Genomic DNA, 17,293 nt, shown 5'->3' on the forward strand with positions numbered 1-17,293 from the left:
CGAGTTGTCGAGATGTCGCGACAGTCGGCAGCAGCAATCAGATCGTCACGATGCCCAGACCCCACATCCACCCGAGAGCGGTCAGGGTCAGCGAGTCGAGTCGCCGCACGGCCCATTCGGTGTGCAACGGATGCCCCCATCGCCGGTCGGCATCCGCGAGAGGTGCAGCTTTGGCGTGATCCGCCGGGCCGACTGGCGAGCGCAGGGCAGCGACAGTCACCGGCCTGGCAATAGCTGGACCCAGCGGCAGTGTCAGCGCGGCCACGACGACAAATCGAGCGGCGTCGTCGGGAGCAAACGGCGGCACGCTCAGGCCCGTCAACGCAAAGATCGCCGCCGCGGCTGCGATCACACCCGCGAGCGGACCGCGCAGTCCCCACACCCGGGGGGCCGCGTTGGCGTGCGCGCCGGCGTCATACGCGGCTGCTGCGCTCACGAGCACCAGCGCCGAGCCCAGCGAATATCGTGCCACGGCGGCGGCGCACGCAGCAGCCACTCCGACATGCATCCATGTACGCATGAGCACACCCGCCCGGGCGAGCACATTCGGCGTGGCGCCGCTGGGCGGTGCGGACGTGCCAGACGGCCCCGAGCCGGGCCGCAAGGCCCCCACGACGACGAAGCTGATCCCGACCGCGGCCGCTATCACTGCACCTGCGAGGCGGGTGTTGAAGACCCCCGCGAGCGCGACCGCGCCCGCGAGCGCACACGCCGGCAAGCGGTGAGCCTCACTGAGCGGCGCAGGAGATTTCGAGCCGGCGCGGGGAGTGGCTGCGCCATGGGCGCGGCAACGGACCACCACTGCCTGCCAGGCACCGAGCACCGCTATCGCGGTCATCAGCAGGCCGAACGCCAGAGCCCCGATTCGCAGCGCGACAAGCAGCGTCGCGTACCACAATAAGCCCGCAGTGACGCGTGCGTCGCGTGGTTCGGTCGGTGGCCCCAACCACCGTGCGACGGCGCGCAGCGCGGCCGCGGCCGGGGTCAGCGACGTTGTCACCGCCGCTGCGTTCAGCCGCCCGACACCGGCGGCAAGACAGCGATCTCATCGCCGTCAGCCAGCTCCGACGCGGCGTCCGCTGGTTCCCCGTTGAGCCAAACGCGGCTTGCGGCGAGCACTGCGCAGAACTCAGCGCCGAATGTGTCGCGCACCGTCTCGAGCGCGGCGCCGACGGATGAGGCTTCGAGGCGGGTGCTCCCGACTCCCGCCGTCTCGCGCGCCCTCGCGAACAGGCGGATCGTCACGCTGGGCATCGCCGCGATGCTACCGAGCATTCGGTGAGCGATCGCTGAGAGAGGCCTGTTGTCCGCGGTCGGCGCCGCGGTCACCACTACCGTTTGGCGCCGTGACTGCACACTCCGAGCTGCTCGCCATCCGCCACGGCCAGTCCGAGTGGAACCTGCGTGGCCGCTGGCAGGGGCAAGCGGATCCTCCGTTGACCTCGCTGGGTGAGCGGCAGGCCGAGATTGCCGCCGATGCCTTGGGCGCTGCGCTGCAGAACGCGGACGGCCATCGGCGCACCCCCCCGGTTGATCGTCACGCGATCTCGCGAACCCACCGAGCAGTCGATCTGCCGGCATTCGATCTCGTTGTTTCCAGTGACCTGCAGCGAGCCCGCCGAACGGCGGAGATCATCGCGAAGCAACTCGGTGCCGGCGAGGTCGTGGCGGACGAAGCTCTTCGCGAGCGCAGTGCGGGACCATGGGAAGGCCTCACCCGGGCCGAGATCGACGAAGGCTGGCCCGGTGATGTGGTCGCGCGACGCTGGCCCCTCGGTTTCGAATCAGAAGACAGCATCGCCCGACGTCTGCTGCCTGCGCTGCAACGACACTTGTCGGTCTGCGGCCGGGTGCTGCTGGTCGGGCACGCCGGCGTGCTCAAGACCATTGACGCCCGCGTTGGTCTCGATGACGAGCGGGTACCGAACCTGGCAGGCCGATGGTTCTGGCTCGATGGAGCCGCCGCAGACGCGCAGTGGTCATGGGATCAGCTCGAGCCCCGCAACCGAGTCGAATTGGTGTCCTCCGACATCGACCTCATGATCGAGTGATTCACCGAAGAAATCTGGGTCTCAGGACTCCGTGAGCCACTCCGCCGCGGCCGACGGCTCGATGTCGTCGTCGGCCAGCAACGCCAAGGTCCGCTCGGCTCGGGCGAGCTCTGATTCGATGCGGTCAAGCTCGTCATCGTCGAGACCCTCGGGCGCGGTAGCGGCTGGCTGGGAGTGCGCATCGGTCACCAGCATCAGGTTAGAGCGGGCCGGGACGCCATTAGCATCGGTCGCAGTGCCGGAGTGTCACTGGGGCGCGAACGGACTTCGGGCCGCTAGCTCATCGGGTAGAGCAGGGGACTTTTAATCCCAAGGTGCCGGGTTCGAGCCCCGGGCGGCCTACCCCAGCGACGCCAGCCGACCAAAGAGCCAGGCGCTCCGACCCAAGACGGTCTCCTCGGAATGGGTGCCCCTACTGTGGTCGCCGTGGTGTCCATTCCCATTCGACGCATCGACCCGGACCTGCCGCTGCCGAGCTACGCCAAGCCCGGTGACGCAGGCTGCGATCTCGTCGCCGCCGAGACGGTCACGCTCGCCCCGGGCGGGGGTCGGGCGATGATCCGATCAGGAATTGCGATCGCCATTCCCCCGGGGTATGCGGGCTTCGTGCAGCCCCGCAGCGGGCTCGCGCTTCGACACGGCATCACATGCGTGAATTCGCCCGGCCTCATCGACAGCGGCTACCGAGACGAGCTGCGCGTTCTGCTGCTCAACACCGATCCCACCGAGCCCTACGAGGTGCAGCGCGGCGACCGGATCGCCCAACTGGTGATCCAGCGTGTCGAGGCGGCCGAGTGGACCTTGGTCGAGTCGCTCGACGACAGCGAGCGAGGACTCGGAGGCTTCGGTCACTCGGGCCGCTGATCCGCCGCGTGCCGATGCCGCTGCCCGATTCGAAGGACGCCGACGCTCGAACCATTGGCCCGAACAGCATGACCGTCACACCCCGGCAGTATCGATGAGTCCATGAAATCGACACCGCCCGCTCCGACCGCCCTGACGCTGTTCGACGCCTCGCAGTTCGAATTCGAGACCGATCCCAATGCGAAGACGGCCGCTTGTCCGCTACCCACTCGTGCGCCACTCACTCGTGCGCCACTCACTCGTGCGCCACTCACTCGTGCGCCACCCACTAGTGCGATCGTCGCAACATCACGTACGAGCCGCTTCGGGAGTACCGGCCTGTCTCGGAGCGACCCGCGGAATCGTGATGCTGTGCGGGCGCGTCGGCAGCGCGCCAGAGCACGCGTCGCCAAACGCCGTTACCTGGCTGACAGCGAGGGCTTCGAGCGTCTGCTGGCGACCCGGCGCTCGCTGCACCTCGTCGGAGACTGAGCCCGAGTCAGCCACCGGGTGCCGAGGAGTCCTCCAAGAGTGCTACGGCCAGGCTGAGCTGCTCATCGGTACCGAGCACGACGAGCAAGTCGTCGACCGCGAGCTGGAAGCCGCCCTGGGGCGTGGCCTGCCATCGTTCATTCCGGCGGATCGCCAGCACCGTGGTCCCTGCAGAGCGTTCCAGCGTCAGTTCTGACAGCGGTCGACCCGTGAATCGACTGCCAGGCGGGATTCGGTGCTCCATCAGTCGTACGTCCTGATCAGTGCGACGCAGGACATCCTCGAAGTACTCAGAGAGCCCGGGTTGCATCGCAATGGCAGCCATGCGCGAGCCACCGATCTCATGAGGATTGATCACCCGGTTCGCGCCGGCCTGGTGCAGCTTGGGGACAGCCCCAGCCGAGTTGGCGCGCGCCACGATGAACAGACCCGGGCACAACGACCGTGCGCTCAACGCAACGTAGAGGTTGTCGGCATCGGAGTCGAGCGCCAGCACCATCGTCTTGGCGCGCGTGACGCCAGCGTCTTGCAGTGTTCGGTCCTCGGTGGCGTCTCCGACCACCGTCCGTCCGTCCTCGTCGATGACGCGTTCGTCCCGGTCAATGACGACAACCTCATGGCCCGCGTCTTCCAAGGCAATGGCGATGGCGCGGCCGACCTGGCCAAATCCGCAGATGACCGCGTGGCCGGACAGGCCGTCGATGGTGCGTTGCATGCGACGCCTCCTGAACTGATCGTCGAGCCTGCCTTCGAACAGCATCTCGATGACGACACCGAGGGTGTACAGCGTCGTGCCTGTGCCCAACAGAATGAGCCCGATGGTGAACAGCTGGTAGCGCCCGCCGACATTCTCCGGGTCGCTGTAGCCAACCGTCGAGATCGTGATGACCGTCTGGTAGAGCGCGTCGAGCGCGTCAAGACCCAGCAGGACATAGCCAGTCGTGCCGGCTACCACGATGGCGAAGAGAACCGCGACGCCGGCAATGAGCCGCTCGCTGGGCTCGAGACCCGTTGACGTGAGTCTCCGTCCCGGACTCCGACGCAGCAGACCCTTCATTGGCTGAACGCTAAAGCCGGTTCCGCCCGGTGCGTGCCTACGATGCAGCCGTGCTGGTCTGGCTAGATCTCGAGATGACCGGTCTCGATCATCGTCGTCATCGCATCGTGGAGATCGCGACGGTCATCACCGATGACTTTCTCGAAACCGTGGCTGTCGGCCCTTCCATGGTGATCGGCGCTTCGCAAGCTGACCTCGATGCGATGGAGCCCGTGGTACGCAAGATGCACGAGACAACCGGTCTGCTCGACGAGATCGCCCAGTCACACGTCACCGTTTCCGAAGCTGCGGAACAGACGCTTGCATTCGTGGCCGAACATGTCCGCGAACCGCGCACCGTGCCGCTGTGCGGCAACTCGATCGGCACCGACCGGCGTTTCTTGGATCAGTACATGCCGGACCTCGAGCAGTACCTGCACTACCGCGTCGTCGACGTGTCATCGATCAAGGAGCTCATCAAGCGGTGGCGTCCCGAAATCGCCACCGCATGGGTCGAACTGTGCAAGACGCGCACCGAGGCCACCAAGCACCGTGCCCTCGACGACGTCCTCGAGAGCATCGACGAGCTCCGTTACTACCGGGACCATTGGCTGGTTCCGCCGCCGGATTCGGATGGGACAGCGACCCCAGAATCGAACGGACATTAGAAGGTTCGGTAGCCTGCACGCCGTGTCACGTCCGACTCGCGAAGAGCAGATGCCGCCTGACAACAACGTCACCGAGCTCGCACCCGATGTGCGCCGCATCCAGCTGCCGATGTCGATGCCGGGACTCGGGCACGTCAACTGCTACATCCTCGACGACGAACGTGGCGCCGCACTGGTCGATCCAGGCCTGCCTGGTCCGGCGAATTGGAGGGCGCTGATGGCGGGCCTGGCGGCGGCCGGGGTGCCGCCCGAGCGCGTCCACTCGATCATCGTCACCCACAGCCACCCAGACCACTTCGGCGCGGCCGGCCGCTTCGCTCGTCAATTCGGGGCCGAACTAGTGACGCACCGCAACTTCCGCTTGTGGTGGGACACCGCCGACGAGGATGAGGACCCGCTCGAGGTGGTGTCGTCAAACGGCGAGAACAGCGAACTTGTGGCTGATCCGGTGTTCGGCGGGCGTGACACGGGTCCCGGTGGCCCAACCCCGTGGGGCGGCGAGCGATACAAGATGCCCTTGCGCGCCAAGATCGGCTACATGGCGATGCGCAACGGCTGGGGCGGGCGCTGGTTTGCGACACCGCATCCGACAAAGCGCGTCGACGACGCCGACCGCATTGCGCTGGCCCGCCGTGAGTTTGTCGCCGTCCACACACCCGGACACACGATCGATCACCTGTGCCTGTTCGATCCCGAAGGCGGGATGATGATCTGCGGCGACCATGTGCTGCCCACGATCACTCCGCACATCTCCGGCATGACAACTGCCAAAGACCCGCTCAAGGACTTCTTCGCCAGCCTCGATCGCGTCGCCGACTTTGAGGGCGTGAAGCTGGGCTTGCCGGCACACGGCCAGCCCTTCACCGACCTTGCCGGTCGCGTCGACGACATCAAGCGCCACCACAACGAGCGCCTCGACCTCCTGCGCGAGTCGTCCGACAAGCTCGGGCGCGCACCCGTGCAGGACTACATGAAACGGCTCTTCAAGGAACGATCCTGGGGCCCGATGGCCGAGTCCGAGACCTTCGCCCACCTCGAGCACCTGCGCTACATCGGCGAAGTCGGCGTCACCCGTCGCTCCGACGACGTCCTCGAATACGAATTCAACTGAGGCACGTTTCGCCTGCCTGCCGAACTCTTGCGGGCCCATCGGGTGGCGAAATTCCCCGGAGGCGATTTAATCGCTTGACACGGATCACGCTGGCGTGATCCGCTAGGGAACGCTGCGGTTTATCGACGGGTGCCCGCAGCGATCGACTACTACGTCACCGACACCGTCCTGATAGGAAATCCCAGATGTCCGACTTCGGCACCTGCAGCACAACGCCCGACCCAACGAGCCGCGTCGTAGTGCCGACGCGCCCGGTGCGCTGCCCGGCGCACCAAGGTCGGTACAACCTGATCGGTTGCCGCTTTGGGTATGGCGCCAGCGACGCCGTCCGGGCCGCGATGTGGCAGATGGTGGTTGTGACGGGTCGACCGATGCACCGCAACGGCGCCCATACCGCAATCGTCGGCAAGCGCCACGCCCTTCGGCCTTCGGAGTGCCTGATGTAGCGAACTGCAACATCAAGATCCTCCGAACGGCCGCTGGGACAACCCAGCGGCCGTTTTGCGTTCCAGGGCCGGAACCACATTGGGGCCGGAACCACAGCGGCCTCGAAACCCATCCAAACCACAGCACCAATACCCCGAAAGGAAGAACTCATGCTGACACTTGAGATTCGCAACACTGAGACAGCCACCAAGGATGCGTGGCGCGTCGACGGCCGCTGCCGAGACCTCGTGGGCACGATGACCCACCTGTTCTTCTCGGAGGACTACTACGAGATCGCGCGGGCGAAGGCCATCTGCTCGATCTGCCCGGTCTCGAAAGAGTGCTTCGCCGCTGCCACAACCCGACATGAACCGTGGGGCGTGTGGGGTGGTGAGCTCTTCGAGAACGGCAGGGTCTGCAGGGACAAGCGTCCCCGTGGGCGGCCTCCCAAACGGCCACGTCCCCAGCTCGCAATCGAGGAGGTTCCCCTGCCTCCCGATCTGGTGCGCGCCTGAGTCATCCCCCTGCGAGGCGCGCCCAGAGCCGCCCGCTGCACGGCAGTCCCGCGACTGCCGTGCAGCGGGTGCATCAGGTCGAACACAGCCGATGGCCGCTGCTCCCCCAGCAGGCGCATCGCCCACGGCCCGCTCCGGAGGACTGAGGCTGCCCGAAATGGGCGGCTGACAGCCCCGGAGCGGGCCGTTTGGCCCCACAAGCGAAAGCGGTGCGGGGACACCGACCCGAGACTCCAGAGCGCCCAAAGGCACGCAGGAGCGACAAGTAGCCTCGCGGCGGCATGGACTCACCGCACGGCGCGCGTTGGCGTACGCAGCTCCGGGGCTGGCGCGGGAGTGTGTTTGCCTTGCTTGGCGTCTATGCGCTTGGGGCCACGGCGTTCGTGCTGGCAGGGGGCGGTCGACCGGAGATGACCTCGCTGGTGGCCATGGAAGCCGAAGTGGAGGGACGCTCCGCGACCGGCGGCAGTGCAGCCGACGCGGGTTTGTCAGCAGTGACTGCGCCGACGGACTGCAGCAGCATCGACCCTGCCACCAACTCCGAAAACACCAGCCTCGACGACGTCCACGCGCTTGGCTTCGCGACATTCGACGAACTTCCGGCCGCATTTGCCGGCTACCAGGGCTGCCCGCTGATCGTGAACTTCTTTGCGAGCTGGTGCGTGCCGTGCGTTGCCGAGATGCCCGACTTCCAGCAGTTCTGGGTCGACCACGGCTCCGATGTGGCGGTCCTCGGTCTCGCCTTCCAAGATCCTCCCGAGCAGGCACTGTCCACCGTGGCCGATCGCGGGGTCACCTACCCCACCGGCATGGACGACCGCGAACTGTTCGTGGACTTCGGCGGGCTGGGAATGCCCACGACGGTCTTCGTGTCGCCGCAGGGCCAGATCCTCGAGACTCACAGCGGGTTGCTGACGCTCGCCGACATCATCAGCCGGGCGACGGAGCACTACGGACTATGAACGAACGACGGGCGGTGAGCGAAACGATGTTGAATCCATCCGGCGCGCACAAGCCGGTCGCACACGCGAGCACGCAGGCAGCGGGCCGATGAACGGTGCACGTCTGACGTTTGCCTTCACCGCCGGAATCGTGGCGACGGTGAATCCCTGCGGGTTTGCGATGCTGCCCGCTTATCTCTCGTTCTTCTTGGGCATCGACCGGCGAGCGGGTGAGGGGAGTTCGCGCGCCGGTGTCGGTCGGGCGCTCGCCACCGGAGCAGTCGTGACGGGCGGCATCGTTGCCGTGTTCGGCATCGTGGGCATCGCCCTCTCGGCGGGCCTGAACGCCCTGCGCGACTACGTCCCGTGGGCTGCCATCTTCATCGGCATCGGTCTCATCGGACTCGGCATAGCGATTCTGGCGGGCTTCCGGCTCACGGTCATCCTGCCGAAGTTCGAGCGAGGCGGTACCGGACGAGACGTTCGCTCGCTCTTCTTGTTCGGCGTCAGCTACGCGGTGGCATCGGTGTCGTGCGGGCTCGCCACGTTCCTCGTCGTCGTGACGGCTTCCGCCGGCGACGACAGCCTCGTCGGCGGCGTGGTGTCGTTCGTGCTGTACGCGCTGGGCATGGGCCTGGTGCTCACGTCGCTGGCCGTCAGTCTGGCACTCGCACGGGGATGGCTGCTGGGGAAGCTGCGGGCGCTGATGCGTCACACCGACACGATCGCCGCGGTGCTGATGATTGCGGCGGGCGCGTTCACCGTCTGGTACTGGATCATCGACCTGACCGACCGCAGCGATGACGGGCTGGTGGTGACCGTCGAGCGCTGGAGCAGCAGCGTGAGCAACTGGGTTGCGTCCGTCGGCGGGGTCCGCCTGGGGCTCGTCATGAGCATCGTGCTGGCCGTCGGCGGCATGGCGATGGTGCTGACAGATCGAGGCGACGACGCTGACGCGGCGGCGTCCGACGTCGATGAAGCTCCCAAACCGCACCAAGCAGACAGTGCCGCCGAGATGCTGAACTGAATCGCTGTGGCACTGCACCTGGCCGACCGCACGCTTCTCGACGCCGAACGGCCCTTTGCAGCGTTGCTCGGCCGGCCGGGTGTGAGCGAGGTGCTGCAGCTGCGCTCGAAGTTCGGCTTCATGGCGTTTCACGGCGGCTGGCTCGAAGAGATCACCGACGACATCGCGATCACCGCCGCAGAGCGAAGCGGCGCCTCGGTGTATGCGTGCCTGCAAGGCCCCGACGACCAGTGGCACCTGCCGAGCCACTGCTTCGACCCTGCGGACTCAGCGGTGCTCGCTGCGTTCCTGGACCATGTCGATGTCGTCGTGGCGGTCCATGGCTTCGGCAGCCCACGTCTGCTGCGAGCGGTGCTGCTGGGCGGCCGCAATCGCACGCTGGCGTCCCACGTTGCCGTGCACTTGATCGGACGGCTGCCGCACTACGAGATCCTTCACCGTCTCGACGACATCCCCCGCTCCCTGGCAGGGCAGCATCCGTGCAACCCTTGCAACCTGCCCCGCGATGGCGGCGTGCAGATAGAGCTGCCCCCACGCATCCGCGGCAAGAGCCCGATGTGGACGGGATTCCGAGGGCCCGGCCGGGTACCCCATCACGAAGCGCTTATCGAGGGCCTGGCAGCGGCAGCTCGCGCATGGTCGCCCACCGAGGGCCTGGCAGGCGATCGTCGCGAGCAGGTGCCCGAACCGTCGCTCGCCGGCTGAGGGATTCCCGATGCGACGGCGCATCGCATGGACAGTCGCTGTGGCCGGCATCGTCGGTGCCGCGGGCAGGTGGGCTGTGGCCACACAGATCAATGACGACTGGGCTCTGCTCGTGGTCAACGTCGCGGGCTGCGGCCTCATCGGATGGGCTATAGCTCGCGCCGGACGGTCACATGCCCAAGGTCACCCTCGGCTGGGCTCCCGCAGCACTCCCCGAAGCCCTGCTGCGCCATCACCCTGGCTGACGGCCGGTTTCTGCGGGGCATTGACCAGCATGTCTGCGCTCGCACTTCAGCTGGCCCGGCTCCTCGACGACGGTCGGGTCGGGACGGCCGGTGCATGGCTTGGCCTGACGGTTGCAGCCTGCACCGGGGCATTCATCACAGGCCGAGCGGTAGTTCACGTCCAACGGGCACGGCCATGACGACGGTCGCGGTCATCGTCGGCTTCAGCGTCGCAGCGGCTGCAGGCACCGTGCTGCGCTGGCGAACGAGCACTGCGCTCGGGCCGGGCGGGACGCTGCTGGTCAACATCGCGGGCGCCTTCGTCCTGGGCCTGTTCGCAAGCACCTCGGGCGCCGCCGCAACCATCGTTGGCACCGCGGGCCTCGGTGCTCTCACCACCGTGTCGGGCATCCTCGGAGAAAGTGCACGACTCAGCAGGGCCAGCCCTGTGCTGGCGCTCGGCTACGTCTCGCTGACGATCACGGGCGCAACCGCGGCCGCCTACACCGGTCTCACGCTCGTTTAGCGCGCATCAACCTGAATCACACCGGGTTGCGTAGAGACTCGGGGTGATTCAAACAACCAGCCTGCGCAACACCCAGGGTGAATCACGTGGGCTACCGCCGACGGCTGCGGACGTACACGGTGATCGCAGCTGCCGCCGAGACGGCGAATGCGCCTAGCAGAGCGATCAACCCTATTGGCGGGCCTTCCTCACCTCCAACGCTGCAACGGCCACGGCGACCGCTAACAACGCCAACGTTCTCCTGGTCAAAGCTCCCTGCCCATGCCGGCTACCGATCTTCACTCCCCAGCGCATCGAATCAGCCGGAGAAATATAATTGGATGACCGCCAGCACCTCATTTTTGGCGATTCGGCTGGCGAAGTAGTCGGCCACCGCCGCGATGGTCTCGTCACGGTCGACCACTTCGTTGTTGTCCACATCGTAGGAACCCGAGGCCACGTTGGTCACCGGCCTCTCGTTCACGGTGACAAAGAAGCGCAGGTCAACACTGTCGCCGTCGGAATCAGTCGCGGTATAGGCGAACCGGGTCCGGGGCAACGCCGCGCTGGGCGTGCCGGTGATAGTGCGGTCCGAGTTGAAGCGCAGCCCCGGCGGCAGCCCCGGTGACAGGCTGTACCGCAGGCCACCGTCACCCCCAACAGCGGGAGGCAGGCTCACCGTCCCCAGATCTTCGCCCACCGTGTAGATCAGATCGCCCACCGTCCGCGAAGCGAACGTCGGAGTCTGGTCGGACGAACCACCACCGGACGAACCACGCACACCGGACGAACCACCACCACCGGACGAACCACGCACACCGGACGGCGGGGTTGCGGTGTCGTCGTCGGTGACGGTGACGGTCACCGCGGCGATGGAGGCGTTGTCGTACTCGTCGGCGCTTTCGGCAGCGACCACCGTGTGCCGGATGGTTGCCGTTTCGTTCAGCGCGTCGGCGTCCTGGGCCGCGGCCACCGTCACCGTCTGCGCCGTGTTCCAGTCGTTCGGGGTGAAGATCAGCACCGGCCTAGCCACCGGTACCACGGTGACACGGCCCTCGTAGTCCCCGCGCTCCCACCACCTCGAAGGCGCCGTCACGTCCGCGTTGTCGCTGGTCAACTTGATCACCACGCCAGAGGAGGGCCGGGCGTCCAGGATCACCGTGTAGGAGCCGATGTCGCCCTCGGCCACCGTCAGCGTGGACGACGACACCGTCACCGTGTAGGTGTCGTCGTCGGTGACGGTCACCGCCACCGTGTCGATGGTCGCCAAGACGTACTCGTTGGAGCTGCTGATGGACAGCACAAGATGGCTGATGGAGGCCGTTTCGGCGTGCCTGGCGTCGGCGTCGTGGGCGGCGGCCACCGTCACCGTCTGCGCCGTGTTCCAGTTGCTCGGGGTGAAGGTCAGCGTGGCCGCAGACACCGTCACGTCGCTGCTGCCGCTCTTGGTGACGCTGATCACCACGTTGGAGATGGGCGGTACGGTCAGCTTCACGGCGTACGTGGCGCTGCCGCCCTCGACCACACTCAGCGCGGACGCAGACACCGTCACCCCAGCGGTCTCGTCGTCGATGGTGAACACCGCCATCTGGCTCGTCGCATAGTCGTATTCGTCGGCGCTTTCGGCGGCCACCACCGCGTGGGTGATGATCGCCGCGTCGCTCCGGGCGTCGGCGTCGTGGGCGACGGCCACCGTCACCGTCTGCGCCGTGTTCCAGTTGCTCGGGGTGAAGGTCAGCGTGGCCGCAGACACCGTCACGTCGCTGCTGCCGCTCTTGGTGACGCTGATCACCACGTTGGAGGTGGGCAGTACGGTCAGCTTCACGGTGTACGTGGCGGTGTCGCCCTCGACCACCCTCAGCGAGGGCTTGGACCTGATCATCCCAGGTGCGGCCTGCAGCGCCACCCTGGCGTCGTGGAAGGACGCGGCATCACCGCCGCCCAGCGTGTAGGTCAGCACGTCGCTGTCGGCGTCCATGGCCCCGACCGACGCGTCGCCGTCCGCGCCTGCGGCGGCGTTCTCGGCCACCGACCGGGCGCCGTCCTCGCTGGACGGGAACGCCGGCTGGCTGTTGGCCGTCTGCGCCGAGGCGCTACCCAGGGTCAGGAAGACAGCAAGCGGGGCCCATACCGCCGCCAGCAACACCATTCGCACCGCGTGCCGTTTCTGCTCAGCCGAATACCGCCGCGACGTCGCCGGCCCCACTTCTGCATCCATAGATCCCATGCCCGCCCGCGGGCGCACCCTGCCGCGGGGCGTGGTCTACCGCCGGCGTTTGCGGACGTACACGGTGATGGCAACTGCCGCCGAGACGGCGAATGCGCCTAGCAGAGCGATCAACCCTACTGGCGGGCCTTCCTCTGGTTCTGGTGCCGTGGTGGGGGTGGTTGTGGTGGTGGGTGCGGGTTCTGTGGTGGTGGGTGCCGGGGTGGTGGTGGGTGCGGGTTCTGTGGTGGTTGGTGCCGGGGTGGTGGTGGGTGCGGGTTCTGTGGTGGTTGGTGCCGGGGTGGTGGTGGGTGCGGGTTCTGTGGTGGTTGAGGTTGTGGGGGCGGTCGTGGTCGTAGTTGTGGGGGCGGGGGCGGTCGTGGTCGTAGTTGTGGGGGCGGGGGCGGTCGTGGTCGTAGTTGTGGGGGCGGGGGCGGTCGTGGTCGTAGTTGTGGGGGCGGGGGCGGTCGTGGTCGTGGTCGTGGGTGCGGGGCCGACCCTGATGCTGGATTCGCCGTCAACCGCCTGTTCGGCCTTGTTCGTGTCAAGCAGGATCCCTGAAAAGGAATAGACACCCGCCGCGCTGGGAGCGGCGACCGTATAGGTGAAGCGCTCGTCGCCCAGCAGCGTGAATGCGACGGTCTGGCCATTGACTGCCACCGCTGCTTCGGACAGGTCAGAGCCTTCGTAGCTGAACCCAGACGGCAGCGTCTCCACGACCTGGCCGAAGGCGCCGTATCCGGCGGCGGTGATCGTGACCTCCAACGCGCCGTCGGGAAGGACCCACGGCGCGGAGAAGGACCGGACGGCCTTGTGCGACGTCGCCCCCACGGGAGCGGAATGCAACAGACCCGCGAATCCGGCCACGGCCACGGCGACCGCTAACAACGCCAACGTTCTCCTGGTCAATGCTTCCTGCCCATGCCGGCTACCGATCTTCACTCTCGAGCGCATTGAATCAGCCGGAGAAGAATAGCTGGATGACCGCTAGCACCACATCCTTGGTGATTCGGCCCGTGAAGTAGTCGGCCAACGCCGCAATGGTCTCGTCACGGTCGACCACTTCGTTGTTGTCCACATCGTAGGAACCTGAGGCCACGTTGGTTACTGGCCTCTCGTTCACGGTGACAAAGAAGCGCAGGTCAACAATGTCGCCGTCGGAATCAGTCGCGGTATAGGCGAACCGGGTGCGGGGCAACGCCGCGCTGGGCGTGCCGGTGATAGTGCGGTCCGAGTTGAAGCGCAGCCCCGATGGCAGCCCCGGTGACAGGCTGTACCGCAGGCCGCCGTCACCCCCAACAGCGGGAGGCAGGCTCACCGTCCCCAGATCTTCGCCCACCGTGTAGATCAGATCGCCCACCGTCCGCGAAGCGAACGTCGGAGTCTGGTCGGACGAACCACCACCACCGGACGAACCACCACCGGACGAACCACCACCGGACGAACCACCACCGGACGAACCACCACCACCGGACGAACCACCACCACGCGGCGGCTCGTCGTCGTCGGTGACGGTCACCGCCACCGAGTCGATGGTCACGGCATCGAACTCGTCGGCGCTGCGGGAGGCCAACACCGTGTGGGTGATGGAGGCCGTTTCGTTCACCGTGTCGGCGTCGTGGGCGGCGGCCACCGTCACTGTCCATTCCTTGGTCCAAGTGGTGAAGATCAGGGTGGCCGGAGACACCGTCACGTCCGCGTTGTCGCTGGACACCGCGACCACCACGACAGAGGACAAATCAGGTTTCAGCTTCACCGTGTAGGTGTCGGTTCCGCCCTCGGCCACCGTCACCGCGGACTCAGACACCGTCACCGAGGCGATCTCGTCGTCGTCGACGGTCACCGCCACCGAGGCGATGGTCACCTCCTCGTACTCGTCGGCGCTCCGGTAGGGCACCACCGCGTGGGCGATGGTGGCCGTGTCGTCCACCGCGTCGAAGTCTTGGTCCGCGGTCACCGTCACCGTCTGCGCCGTGTCCCAGTTGCTCGGGGTGAAGGTCAGGAAGGCCGGAGACACCTTCAGGGGGTCATATTCTCTGGTGACATGGATCAGCACGTTGGAGGTGGGCTGGGCATTCAGGACCACCGTGTAGGAGGCCACTTCGCCCTCTTGCACATCGCCCTCTTGCACATCGCCCTCTTGCACATCGCCCTCGAGCCCAACGCCCTCGAGCACAACCAGCGTGGACACTGAAACAAACACCCCGACTTCGTTGTCGCGGACGGTCACCGGCACCGCGGCGATTTTCACCGCGTCGTACTCGTCGGCGCTCCGGCCGGCCAACAACGCGTGGGTGATGGAAGCCGTGTCGTTCCCCCCGTCGGTGTCCTCGGCGGCGGCCACCGTCACCGTCTGCGCCGTGCTCCAGTTGGTCGTGGTGAAGGTCAGCGTGGCCAGAGACAACGTCACGTCGCTGCTGCCGCTGCGGGCTAAGCTGATCACCACGTCGGAGGTGGGCTGGGCGTCCAGGACCACCGTGTAGGTGTTGTTGCCGCCCTCAGCCACCGTCAGCGCGGACGCGGACACCGTCACCCCGACGTCGTCGTCGTCGGGGACGGTCACGGCCACCGGGCCGATGGTCAACCTGTCGTACTCGTTGGCGCTGCTCGAGGCCACCACCGCGTGGGTGATGGAGACCGCGTCGTTCACCGCGTCGGCGTCCTGGCCAGCAGCCACCGTCACCGTCTGCGCTGTGTCCCAGTTGGCCCGGGTGAAAGTCAAGGTGGCCGGCGACACCGTCACGACCGCGTTGTCGCTGGACACCGCGATCACCACATCAGATGCGGGCTGGGCATCCAGCACCACCGTGTAGGAGCCGCTGCCGCCCTCTTCCACCGTCACCGCGGACTCAGACACCGTCACCCCGGCGTCGTCGTCGACGACGGTCACCGCCACCGAGCCGATGGACACGACGCCGTACGCGTCGGCGCGTCTCAAGGCCACCACCGAGTGGGCGATGGAGGCCGTGTCGTCCACCGCGTCGGCGTCCCGCAAGGCCCGCACCGTCACCGTCTGAGGTGTGCTCCAGGAATTCAGGTAAAAATCTAGCCGCGGCGGATTTACACGCACGCCGGTGCCGCTCTCGGTGACGCTGATCGTCACGAAGGCGGAAGGCTGCGCGTCCAGCACAACCGTGTAGGTGCTGACGCTGCCCTCGGCCACCGTCACCGCGGACACCGACACCGTCACCCCGGCGTCGTCGTCGTCGACGGACACGGCCACCGAGCCGACGAACACAAAGACGTACTCGTAGGCGCCGGTTGGGTCGGGGTCGACGATGTGGGCGATGGAGGCCACTTCGTCCACTGCGTCGGCGTCCTGGGCGGCGGACACCGTCACCGTCTGGGCCGTGCTCCAGTTGCTCGAGGTGAAGGTTAGCTTCGCCGGCGTCGCCGTCATGCCGGCGCTGCCGCTCTTTCTTACGTTGAACACCGCGTCAGTTCTTACGTTGATCACCACGTCACCGGAGGGCTGGACGTCCAGCACCACCGTGTACGTAGCGCTCGCGCCCTCGGCCACCGACAGCGCGGACACGGACACCGTCACCCCAGGAGTGGCGCTGCTCTGCAGCGCCACTCTGGCGTCGTCCGCGTTGCCGGCGGCATCCTTCTGGTCGCTGGCCGACACCGTAACGCTGTCGGTATCCTCGGACGGGAACGCCGACTGGCTGGTGGCCGCCTGCGCCGTGGCGCTACCCAAGGTCAGGACGGCAGCAAACAGGCCCCATACCACCGTCAGAAACAGGGTCCGCTGCCAGCGGCCCAAGCTACTGTCCACCTCTAGAGTAGAGATTGCACCTTCTATTGCGGAGTGGTCAAGTTTTCGCAAGCCCACCCTCCATTCTCACTGAGTGTCTTAATTCCTCTAGGTGCGACAACCCAAGACGTTGTCCCTGCTGCGTCGTACGAGGGCGATGAATCAATCCGAGTCTCTACTGAACCCGTGGTGATTCAGAGCGGTTAAGCCCCCCTAATCGTAGAGGGTTTGGTTAGGTTGCGTTGGCTAGTTCGTACTCGGTACTCGATCGGGCTGAGCATGTTGTTGGTGGAGTGTAGGCGTTTGGTGTTGTACCAGGTATCGATCCAGGCGGCTATGTCGGCTTGGGCCTGGTCTCGGGTTCGGTAGTGGCGGCGTGTGACGAGTTCGTGCTCGAGGGTGGAGACGAACGACTCGGCGGGTGTGCGCCAGCCGAGGGTAGGTGTCGGACTGCGTGAAGCCGAGCAACCGCCGGCTGAACAGGTCCTCGACGGTGGCGAGGTACATCGGCCCAGCGGCGGCACAGCCGCACCAGCTCAGCTCTGTCGTCGGCGCTGAGCCCCTCGGCCTCGCCCCGCTCGATGCGGTCCCTGCGGACCCAGTTCCCAAGAACCCCCGCACCGATCCCGAGCTCGCGGGCGATCTCAGCGATCGGCCTTCGCGTCTCCCGGACAATCCGCACAGCACCGGCTCTGAACTCCGAGTCATACTTGCGTCGTGGATGTGACATAGCGTCTCCTCATAGACGATGTCTCCACGTTTAGGGGGGAAGCTCATTTTCCTGGT

Annotated in this window: 19 protein-coding genes, 1 tRNA gene and 1 pseudogene; 12 read left to right on the forward strand and 9 right to left on the reverse strand. The window is 66.6% G+C overall.

Going from position 1 to position 17,293, the window contains the following annotated elements; genetic code table 11:
• Window positions 1–37: 37 nt before the first annotated feature.
• Together ACQY5K_RS12505 and ACQY5K_RS12510 are read right to left on the reverse strand one after the other, a co-directional pair.
• A complete protein-coding gene (locus tag ACQY5K_RS12505; RefSeq protein WP_428115730.1) occupies window positions 38–1,000 on the reverse strand; it encodes a hypothetical protein in 963 nt (320 codons plus the stop codon).
• A gap of 11 nt (window positions 1,001–1,011) precedes the next feature.
• Window positions 1,012–1,254 carry a MoaD/ThiS family protein gene (locus tag ACQY5K_RS12510; protein ID WP_428115733.1) on the reverse strand — a complete coding sequence of 81 codons (243 nt, stop codon included), beginning with the start codon at window positions 1,252–1,254 and terminating at the stop codon, window positions 1,012–1,014.
• 92 nt (window positions 1,255–1,346) lie between these two features.
• Here ACQY5K_RS12510 and ACQY5K_RS12515 point away from each other — a divergent pair, with 92 nt between their 5' ends.
• The gene (locus ACQY5K_RS12515; RefSeq protein ID WP_428115735.1) at window positions 1,347–2,051 is read left to right on the forward strand and encodes a histidine phosphatase family protein; all 705 of its coding nucleotides are present in this window, start codon (window positions 1,347–1,349) and stop codon (window positions 2,049–2,051) included.
• 21 nt (window positions 2,052–2,072) lie between these two features.
• Here the strand turns inward: ACQY5K_RS12515 and ACQY5K_RS12520 are convergent, their stop codons facing one another.
• Window positions 2,073–2,240, reverse strand: a complete 168-nt coding sequence (locus tag ACQY5K_RS12520; protein WP_428115738.1) for a hypothetical protein — start codon at window positions 2,238–2,240, stop codon at window positions 2,073–2,075.
• 80 nt (window positions 2,241–2,320) lie between these two features.
• Here ACQY5K_RS12520 and ACQY5K_RS12525 point away from each other — a divergent pair.
• Window positions 2,321–2,393 (forward strand) — tRNA-Lys (locus tag ACQY5K_RS12525).
• 60 nt (window positions 2,394–2,453) lie between these two features.
• Window positions 2,454–2,915 (forward strand): dUTP diphosphatase, encoded by a 462-nt coding sequence (dut, locus tag ACQY5K_RS12530; protein ID WP_428115741.1) that lies wholly within the window; start codon window positions 2,454–2,456, stop codon window positions 2,913–2,915.
• A 478-nt stretch (window positions 2,916–3,393) separates the two neighbouring features.
• Here dut and ACQY5K_RS12535 read toward each other — a convergent pair whose 3' ends face one another.
• Complete coding sequence (locus tag ACQY5K_RS12535; RefSeq protein ID WP_428115744.1) at window positions 3,394–4,443, reverse strand: potassium channel family protein; 1,050 nt, start codon at window positions 4,441–4,443, stop codon at window positions 3,394–3,396.
• Window positions 4,444–4,493: 50 nt separating this feature from the next.
• On the opposite strand from ACQY5K_RS12535, the gene orn reads away from it, so the two are divergent.
• The 9 genes from orn to ACQY5K_RS12580 all read left to right on the forward strand — a co-directional run bounded on the left by orn (window position 4,494) and on the right by ACQY5K_RS12580 (window position 10,565).
• A complete protein-coding gene (gene orn, locus ACQY5K_RS12540) occupies window positions 4,494–5,090 on the forward strand; it encodes an oligoribonuclease (protein ID WP_428115747.1) in 597 nt (198 codons plus the stop codon).
• Between the two features lie 22 nt (window positions 5,091–5,112).
• Complete coding sequence (locus ACQY5K_RS12545; RefSeq protein WP_428115749.1) at window positions 5,113–6,201, forward strand: MBL fold metallo-hydrolase; 1,089 nt, start codon at window positions 5,113–5,115, stop codon at window positions 6,199–6,201.
• A gap of 185 nt (window positions 6,202–6,386) precedes the next feature.
• Window positions 6,387–6,647 (forward strand): hypothetical protein, encoded by a 261-nt coding sequence (locus tag ACQY5K_RS12550; protein ID WP_428115752.1) that lies wholly within the window; start codon window positions 6,387–6,389, stop codon window positions 6,645–6,647.
• A 150-nt stretch (window positions 6,648–6,797) separates the two neighbouring features.
• Window positions 6,798–7,142: a WhiB family transcriptional regulator gene (locus tag ACQY5K_RS12555; protein WP_428115754.1), complete on the forward strand. Its 345-nt coding sequence runs from the start codon at window positions 6,798–6,800 to the stop codon at window positions 7,140–7,142.
• Between the two features lie 281 nt (window positions 7,143–7,423).
• Window positions 7,424–8,104, forward strand: a complete 681-nt coding sequence (locus tag ACQY5K_RS12560; RefSeq protein ID WP_428115757.1) for a TlpA family protein disulfide reductase — start codon at window positions 7,424–7,426, stop codon at window positions 8,102–8,104.
• 88 nt (window positions 8,105–8,192) lie between these two features.
• On the forward strand, window positions 8,193–9,110 hold the full coding sequence (locus ACQY5K_RS12565; protein WP_428115759.1) for a cytochrome c biogenesis CcdA family protein: 918 nt from the start codon (window positions 8,193–8,195) through the stop codon (window positions 9,108–9,110).
• 6 nt (window positions 9,111–9,116) lie between these two features.
• The gene (locus tag ACQY5K_RS12570; protein WP_428115762.1) at window positions 9,117–9,815 is read left to right on the forward strand and encodes a poly-gamma-glutamate hydrolase family protein; all 699 of its coding nucleotides are present in this window, start codon (window positions 9,117–9,119) and stop codon (window positions 9,813–9,815) included.
• Between the two features lie 10 nt (window positions 9,816–9,825).
• Window positions 9,826–10,239 (forward strand): fluoride efflux transporter FluC, encoded by a 414-nt coding sequence (locus ACQY5K_RS12575; RefSeq protein WP_428115764.1) that lies wholly within the window; start codon window positions 9,826–9,828, stop codon window positions 10,237–10,239.
• Window positions 10,236–10,565, forward strand: a complete 330-nt coding sequence (locus ACQY5K_RS12580; RefSeq protein ID WP_428115765.1) for a CrcB family protein — start codon at window positions 10,236–10,238, stop codon at window positions 10,563–10,565. The genes ACQY5K_RS12575 and ACQY5K_RS12580 overlap by 4 nt, the downstream gene beginning before the upstream one ends.
• A 298-nt stretch (window positions 10,566–10,863) precedes the next feature.
• On the opposite strand, the gene ACQY5K_RS12585 is transcribed toward ACQY5K_RS12580, so the two are convergent.
• The 5 genes and pseudogenes from ACQY5K_RS12585 to ACQY5K_RS12605 form a co-directional block, all read right to left on the reverse strand.
• Window positions 10,864–12,762, reverse strand: a complete 1,899-nt coding sequence (locus ACQY5K_RS12585) for a hypothetical protein (RefSeq protein ID WP_428115767.1) — start codon at window positions 12,760–12,762, stop codon at window positions 10,864–10,866.
• 45 nt (window positions 12,763–12,807) lie between these two features.
• Complete coding sequence (locus tag ACQY5K_RS12590; protein ID WP_428115769.1) at window positions 12,808–13,644, reverse strand: hypothetical protein; 837 nt, start codon at window positions 13,642–13,644, stop codon at window positions 12,808–12,810.
• Window positions 13,645–13,708: 64 nt separating this feature from the next.
• On the reverse strand, window positions 13,709–16,528 hold the full coding sequence (locus tag ACQY5K_RS12595) for a hypothetical protein (protein ID WP_428115770.1): 2,820 nt from the start codon (window positions 16,526–16,528) through the stop codon (window positions 13,709–13,711).
• A 182-nt stretch (window positions 16,529–16,710) separates the two neighbouring features.
• Complete coding sequence (locus tag ACQY5K_RS12600; RefSeq protein ID WP_428122672.1) at window positions 16,711–17,031, reverse strand: IS3 family transposase; 321 nt, start codon at window positions 17,029–17,031, stop codon at window positions 16,711–16,713.
• A gap of 80 nt (window positions 17,032–17,111) precedes the next feature.
• Window positions 17,112–17,237 (reverse strand): annotated as a pseudogene (locus ACQY5K_RS12605) (transposase); the annotation flags it as partial.
• Between the last annotated feature and the right edge of the window lie 56 nt (window positions 17,238–17,293).

The sequence above is a fragment of the Candidatus Poriferisodalis sp. genome (assembly GCF_965262965.1).
Classification (GTDB): domain Bacteria; phylum Actinomycetota; class Acidimicrobiia; order Acidimicrobiales; family Poriferisodalaceae; genus Poriferisodalis.

What these genes read in the sequence shown, in the direction of transcription:
- dut (WP_428115741.1), top strand. Translation starts at nt 2,454, where the DNA reads ATGGGTGCCCCTACTGTGGTCGCCGTGGTGTCCATTCCCATTCGACGC.
- ACQY5K_RS12565 (WP_428115759.1), top strand. Translation starts at nt 8,193, where the DNA reads ATGAACGGTGCACGTCTGACGTTTGCCTTCACCGCCGGAATCGTGGCG.
- ACQY5K_RS12580 (WP_428115765.1), top strand. Translation starts at nt 10,236, where the DNA reads ATGACGACGGTCGCGGTCATCGTCGGCTTCAGCGTCGCAGCGGCTGCA.
- ACQY5K_RS12555 (WP_428115754.1), top strand. Translation starts at nt 6,798, where the DNA reads ATGCTGACACTTGAGATTCGCAACACTGAGACAGCCACCAAGGATGCG.
- ACQY5K_RS12535 (WP_428115744.1), bottom strand. Translation starts at nt 4,443, where the DNA reads ATGAAGGGTCTGCTGCGTCGGAGTCCGGGACGGAGACTCACGTCAACG.
- ACQY5K_RS12550 (WP_428115752.1), top strand. Translation starts at nt 6,387, where the DNA reads ATGTCCGACTTCGGCACCTGCAGCACAACGCCCGACCCAACGAGCCGC.
- ACQY5K_RS12560 (WP_428115757.1), top strand. Translation starts at nt 7,424, where the DNA reads ATGGACTCACCGCACGGCGCGCGTTGGCGTACGCAGCTCCGGGGCTGG.
- ACQY5K_RS12510 (WP_428115733.1), bottom strand. Translation starts at nt 1,254, where the DNA reads ATGCCCAGCGTGACGATCCGCCTGTTCGCGAGGGCGCGCGAGACGGCG.
- ACQY5K_RS12575 (WP_428115764.1), top strand. Translation starts at nt 9,826, where the DNA reads ATGCGACGGCGCATCGCATGGACAGTCGCTGTGGCCGGCATCGTCGGT.
- ACQY5K_RS12585 (WP_428115767.1), bottom strand. Translation starts at nt 12,762, where the DNA reads ATGGATGCAGAAGTGGGGCCGGCGACGTCGCGGCGGTATTCGGCTGAG.